This window comes from Bradyrhizobium sp., assembly GCF_035935975.1.
Lineage (GTDB): Bacteria > Pseudomonadota > Alphaproteobacteria > Rhizobiales > Xanthobacteraceae > Bradyrhizobium.
Genome location: NZ_DASYWN010000032.1, coordinates 1 through 5,455 on the forward strand (window position 1 = coordinate 1; position 5,455 = coordinate 5,455).

Below are 5,455 nucleotides of genomic sequence, written 5' to 3' on the forward strand. Positions count from 1 at the left end.
CCCGAATAATGCGAAGGCGAAGGTCCGGCGAGAGTGGTTTAGCCATGGGGGCTGGCCTCCATCACCAGCCCTCAGGGTGAATCACGATTTGCTTCCCAAGGGAATCCCTTCCGATTCCGCCAAGTCGGAAAATGCTCTAGCGTGCGCGGATGTCGCGTTTCGACCCCAGCCATCCCTATCGGCCCTCCTACAGCGGCTCACCGTTCGGCCGCCGCTTCTCGGGGTTGTTGCCATGGATGTTCGTGGTCGGAATCGTGGTGGCGATCGTGCTCACCTTCCGGCATGGCGCGAACTGGCCTATTCCGCATGAGACCGAGGGCCGCTCGCAGGACGCCGAGATCATCCTTCAGCAGGCCGGCAATCCCGACAGCCGCCAATCGGTCGACGTCATCCGCACCGTTGACGGCGACACGTTTATTGCGCGCGTGCACCAGCGCGATGGCCGGGATCTGGTCGCGCGGGTTCGCCTGCGCGGCATCGATGCGCCCGAGATGAAAGCATCGTGCCAGGACGAGCTGGACAAGGCCGAGGCCGCCGCGGCCGCGCTGCGCGGACTGCTCGGCCAGGGCAGTGTTGCCATCTATAATCTCGGCGCCGACAAATACGGGCGCGTCCTCGCCGACGTCGCGACCAGGCGCACGCCTAACGTCTCGGCCGCGTTGCTCGCGGGCGGCTATGCGCGCAGCTACAACGGCGGCCATCGCGACGGCTGGTGCGCGCGGAGCTGGCGCTTCTGGTAACGAAAAAGCCGCGTCGTTGGACGCGGCTTTCGCAATTCTCTTCGATCACGGAGATCAGCGCGTCACGACCACCGTCGTGCCGACCGAGACGCGGCTGTAGAGATCGGTGATGTCGTCGTTGAGCATGCGGATGCAGCCATAGGAGACGAAGCCGCCGACCGAGCCCGGCACGTTGGTGCCGTGGATGGCATATTCGCCGCCGGCCAGCGTCATCGCGGCAACGCCCATCGGGTTGCGCGGCGAGCCGCCGGGAATGACGTCCGGAATGCCCGGCTTGTCGCGCTTCACCTCGGCGGGCGGCGACCAGGCCGGATTGCGATACTTGCCGTCGATGCGGGTGGTACCGGCCCACTGCTTGCCGGACTTGCCGACGCCGACCGGATAGCGCACCGCATGACCGCTATCGAGAATGAGATAGAGTTTGCGTTCGTTGGTTTTGACCACGATGGTGCCCGGCGAATAGTCGCCCGGATGTGCGCCCACCATTTCCGGCCGTGCCTCGGCCGCCGTCGACATCAAGAGCCCTGCCCCGATGGTGGCGGCCAGCGCCACTGCAATCCTCATCGCCATTGATTTTCCCCTGACCCCGAACGGGTCGTCCAAATTCACGCAAAACCGGCAAACGCCGGCGTGCCGTGTCCTTGTCAGGGGACATTCTTGACCGCGCCCGTTAACCGGATGGTTTCCACGCACGGCCGCCAGGGCCCGCCAGCAGGGCGAACAAAGAAAAAGTTCAAAATAAAGTAAATGACCAGAAAACAACACCCGGCCGGAAAGACACGGACCAGCCCGCCCGCGCGCTGACAAGCGCGTGAGCGTGTGAACGGTGGTTATCTTGGAAGCGCAGCGCGGTGATGCGGTCGCGTGTCCCGGACGCGGTGCGGCGCCATAAGCGCGTTCACGCGCGTCTTCGACGCGCTATGGTGCCGCGCCGCTGAGCCGGACCCAGCTTTTTCTTCGCGCGGATCGATGGGCCCCGGCTCAACAGCGCACCGCCAAGTGCGCGCTGCGCTGCGTCCGGGGCACGAGCGTTTTCCTATGCCGACTTCTTGTTCTGCCGGTTCTTGACGAGATCATCGACCACGGCGGGATCGGCCAGTGTCGAGGTGTCGCCCAGGCTGCTCGGCTCGTCCTCGGCGATCTTGCGCAGGATGCGGCGCATGATCTTGCCGGAGCGGGTCTTGGGCAGGCCCGGCGCGAACTGGATCTGGTCGGGGGATGCGATCGGGCCGATCTCCTTGCGCACCCAGGTCACGAGCTCCTTGCGCAGCTCGTCGGTCGGCTGCACGCCGGCCATCAGGGTGACATAGGCGTAGATGCCCTGGCCCTTGATGTCGTGCGGGAAGCCGACGACTGCGGCTTCCGAGACCTTCTCGTGCGCGACCAGCGCGCTCTCGACTTCCGCGGTGCCCATGCGGTGGCCGGAGACGTTGATGACGTCGTCGACGCGGCCGGTAATCCAGTAATAGCCGTCAGCGTCGCGGCGGCAGCCGTCGCCCGTGAAATACTTGCCCTTGTAGGTCGAGAAATAAGTCTGCTCGAAGCGCGCGTGGTCGCCATAGACCGTGCGCATCTGACCCGGCCAGGAGCGCGTCAGGCAGAGGTTGCCGGTGGTCTCACCCTCGAGCACCTTGCCGTCGGCATCGACGATTTCAGGGACGACACCGAAGAACGGCTGCGTTGCAGAACCCGGCTTCAGCTTGGTCGCGCCCGGCAACGGCGTGATCAGAATGCCGCCGGTCTCGGTCTGCCACCAGGTGTCGACGATCGGGCAGCGGTCGTCGCCGACGACGCGGTGATACCACTCCCAGGCTTCCGGATTGATGGGCTCGCCGACCGAGCCGAGCAGGCGCAGGCTGGCGCGCGAGGTCTTCTTCACGGGCTCGTCGCCGGACTGCATCAAGGCGCGGATCGCAGTCGGCGCGGTGTAGAAAATGTTGACCTTGTGCTTGTCGATGACGTTCCAGAACCTGGAATTATCCGGGTAATTCGGCACGCCTTCGAACATCAGCGTGGTCGCCCCGTTGGCGAGCGGCCCGTAGAGGATGTAGCTGTGGCCGGTGACCCAGCCGACGTCGGCGGTGCACCAGTAGATGTCGCCGTCGTGATAGTCGAAGACGTATTGATGCGTCATCGAGGCGAACACGAGATAGCCGCCCGAGGTGTGCAGCACGCCCTTGGGTTGGCCGGTCGAGCCCGACGTATAGAGGATGAACAGCGGGTCCTCGGCGTGCATGTGCTCGAGCGGGCATTCGGTCGTCACCATCGCCGCCGCCTCGTGATACCAGAGGTCGCGCGTCGGGTTCATGTCGACCTTGCCGCCGGTGCGCTTGACCACGACGACCCAGTCGACGCCGTCGGCCTTGGCGAGCGCCGCGTCGACATTGGCCTTCAGCGGCACCTTCTTGCCGCCGCGCAGGCCCTCGTCCGCGGTGATGATGAGCTTGGACTGGCAGTCATTGATGCGCTGGGCGAGTGAGTCCGGCGAGAAGCCCGCGAACACCACGGAGTGGATCGCGCCGATCCGCGCGCAGGCCAGCATGGCGTAGGCCGCTTCCGGAATCATCGGCAGGTAGATGGTGACGCGGTCACCCTTCTTGACGTTGCGGGTGCGCAGGATGTTGGCCATCCGGCAGACCTCGTCGTGCAACTCCTTGTAGGTGATGTGCCTGGACTGCGAGGGATCGTCGCCTTCCCAGATGATCGCGGTCTGGTTGGCGCGCTTGTGCAGATGCCGGTCGATGCAGTTATGGGCGACGTTGAGGATGCCGTCCTCGAACCATTTGATCGAGATGTTGCCCGGCGCGAAGGAAACGTTCTCGATCTTCGTCGGCGCGTGCATCCAGTCGATGCGCTTGGCCTGTTCGGCCCAGAAGGCGTTCGGGTCGGCGATCGAGCGGGCGTACATGTCCTTGTACTTGGCCTGGTCGACCCAGGCGCGTTTGGCCCATTCCGCGGGGACGTCGTAGATCTTCTCGGACATGTTTCCCTCCAGGTACGGCAAGCCGAGCCACGTGACTGGCGCGCCCACTTCATCGTTGAACGATTATGCGTCGGGCTAACCGGACCCGACAAGGAGCACAAGCTGGACCTTCGGCGAGCCGCCGGCCATGCGGAGAATCAAGCCGCGCAGGCCAGCTGTCGCAAATCTGAAACAGGCCGGGAGGCGGCTTTCGGCTCTTTACCCAAATCTCGGGAAGGGGCCCCTGCAGGGCGCCCATGCGCCGCAGGCGGTATTTAGGAACCGCTTTTCACTGATTCGGGACTCGCAATGCGGTTCGGAACACCCTAAGTGGCTTAACCGGGTCCCAAGAGACCGTCCAAGACACCCCTTGGAACAAAAATAAGAACAGCGGCATTGACCGATAACAGACAGGGCTAAGGCGTAAGACTATGATGGATCAGCAGAATCTCGGGACGATGCGGCCCGCTTCGGCCGATCCTGCCGCCATTGCGCTGGCCAAAGCCCTCGGACAATGGCCGAAACCGGCCGGTTCCAGCCGTCCCAGCCCGAAAAAGGTCTACGACACCTCGGCCCCGGCGACGGTCGAGGCGCTCGCCAAGGAGCTGGGCCTGCGGCTCGGCGACCAGAACGAGCTGACCATCCGCCGTATCCGGCGCGGCAAGGGCTATTCCTTCGTTCGCGGGAACGGTGCCCATGTCCGCGACGCCCGCACCATCCGCCGGCTGCACGCCATGGCGGTGCCGCCGGCCTATCGCGAGGTGCGCTACTCGGCCGATCCGAGCTCGCATCTCCAGGCGGTGGGCCGCGATGCCGCGGGCCGGCTGCAATATCGCTATCACGCCGACTGGGAGAAGGTCCGCGAGCACCGCAAGGCGCATCGTCTGGAAAAGCTCGTCGGCGCCCTGCCAAAGATCCGGCGCAAGGTCTCGGCGTTCCTGTCGGGCGACGAGCCGACGCGCGAATTCGCGCTCTCGGCCGTGATCGAGCTGATCGCGCGCACCGCGATCCGTCCCGGCAACGAATCCTACGCCCGACTCAACGGCACCCGCGGCGCGACCACGTTGCTGAAGTCCAACGTCACGCTGGAAGATGATAGCTTCGTGCTGACCTTCAAGGCGAAGGGCGGCAAGGCGGTGCGGAAAGAGTGCGACGCGGCCAAGCTGGTGCGCGCCATCGGCATTTTGCAGGGTGTTCCCGGCAAGCGCATGTTCCAGTATCGCGATGCCTACGGCATCGTGCGCGCGGTCAGCACCACACAGGTGAACGCGTTCCTGCGCGAGATCGCCGGCATCAAGATTTCGCTGAAGGATTTCCGCACGCTGATGGCCTCCGCCGTCGTCGTGGAATCCTTGTCGCGGATCACGCCGGCGACCAGCCAGCGCGGCCGCAAGAAGCAGGTGCTGGACGCGATCCGCGCCGCCGCCGACAAGCTCTCCAACACGCCGGCGATCTGCCGCAAGAGCTACGTCCACGACACCATCGTCACCGCCTTCGAGGACGGCATTCTCGAACGCTTCGCGGCGACCATGAAGGGCCAGCGCTCGCAGGCAAGGCGCGAGCAGCTGCTGGCGCAGGTGGTGGCGACCGCGGCGGTTTAGCAACCAGCGAACTCGTAGCCCGGATGAGCGCAGCGAAATCCGGGGAAGTCTCTTGGAGTGCACCCCAAAAGTGAGACAAGAAAAACCGGGGACAGTTCTCTAAAGGAGAACGGATGCCCAACAAATCTCCCCGTAAGTTCGATCGAGAATTC

General features: G+C 64.6%; 4 protein-coding genes. 2 read left to right on the forward strand and 2 right to left on the reverse strand.

What is annotated here, in order from left to right:
- The first annotated feature begins 149 nt into the window (after window positions 1–149).
- Entirely contained in the window at window positions 150–740 is a 591-nt protein-coding gene (locus tag VGR99_RS17185) for a thermonuclease family protein (protein ID WP_326899830.1), read from the forward strand.
- A gap of 54 nt (window positions 741–794) precedes the next feature.
- Here VGR99_RS17185 and VGR99_RS17190 read toward each other — a convergent pair whose 3' ends face one another.
- Window positions 795–1,310 (reverse strand): L,D-transpeptidase, encoded by a 516-nt coding sequence (locus tag VGR99_RS17190; protein WP_326899831.1) that lies wholly within the window; start codon window positions 1,308–1,310, stop codon window positions 795–797.
- A gap of 466 nt (window positions 1,311–1,776) precedes the next feature.
- Window positions 1,777–3,723, reverse strand: coding sequence for an acetate--CoA ligase (gene acs / locus VGR99_RS17195; RefSeq protein ID WP_326899832.1), 1,947 nt, complete (start codon window positions 3,721–3,723; stop codon window positions 1,777–1,779).
- Between the two features lie 410 nt (window positions 3,724–4,133).
- On the opposite strand from acs, the gene VGR99_RS17200 reads away from it, so the two are divergent.
- Window positions 4,134–5,303, forward strand: coding sequence for a DNA topoisomerase IB (locus tag VGR99_RS17200; protein WP_326899833.1), 1,170 nt, complete (start codon window positions 4,134–4,136; stop codon window positions 5,301–5,303).
- Window positions 5,304–5,455: the final 152 nt, after the last annotated feature.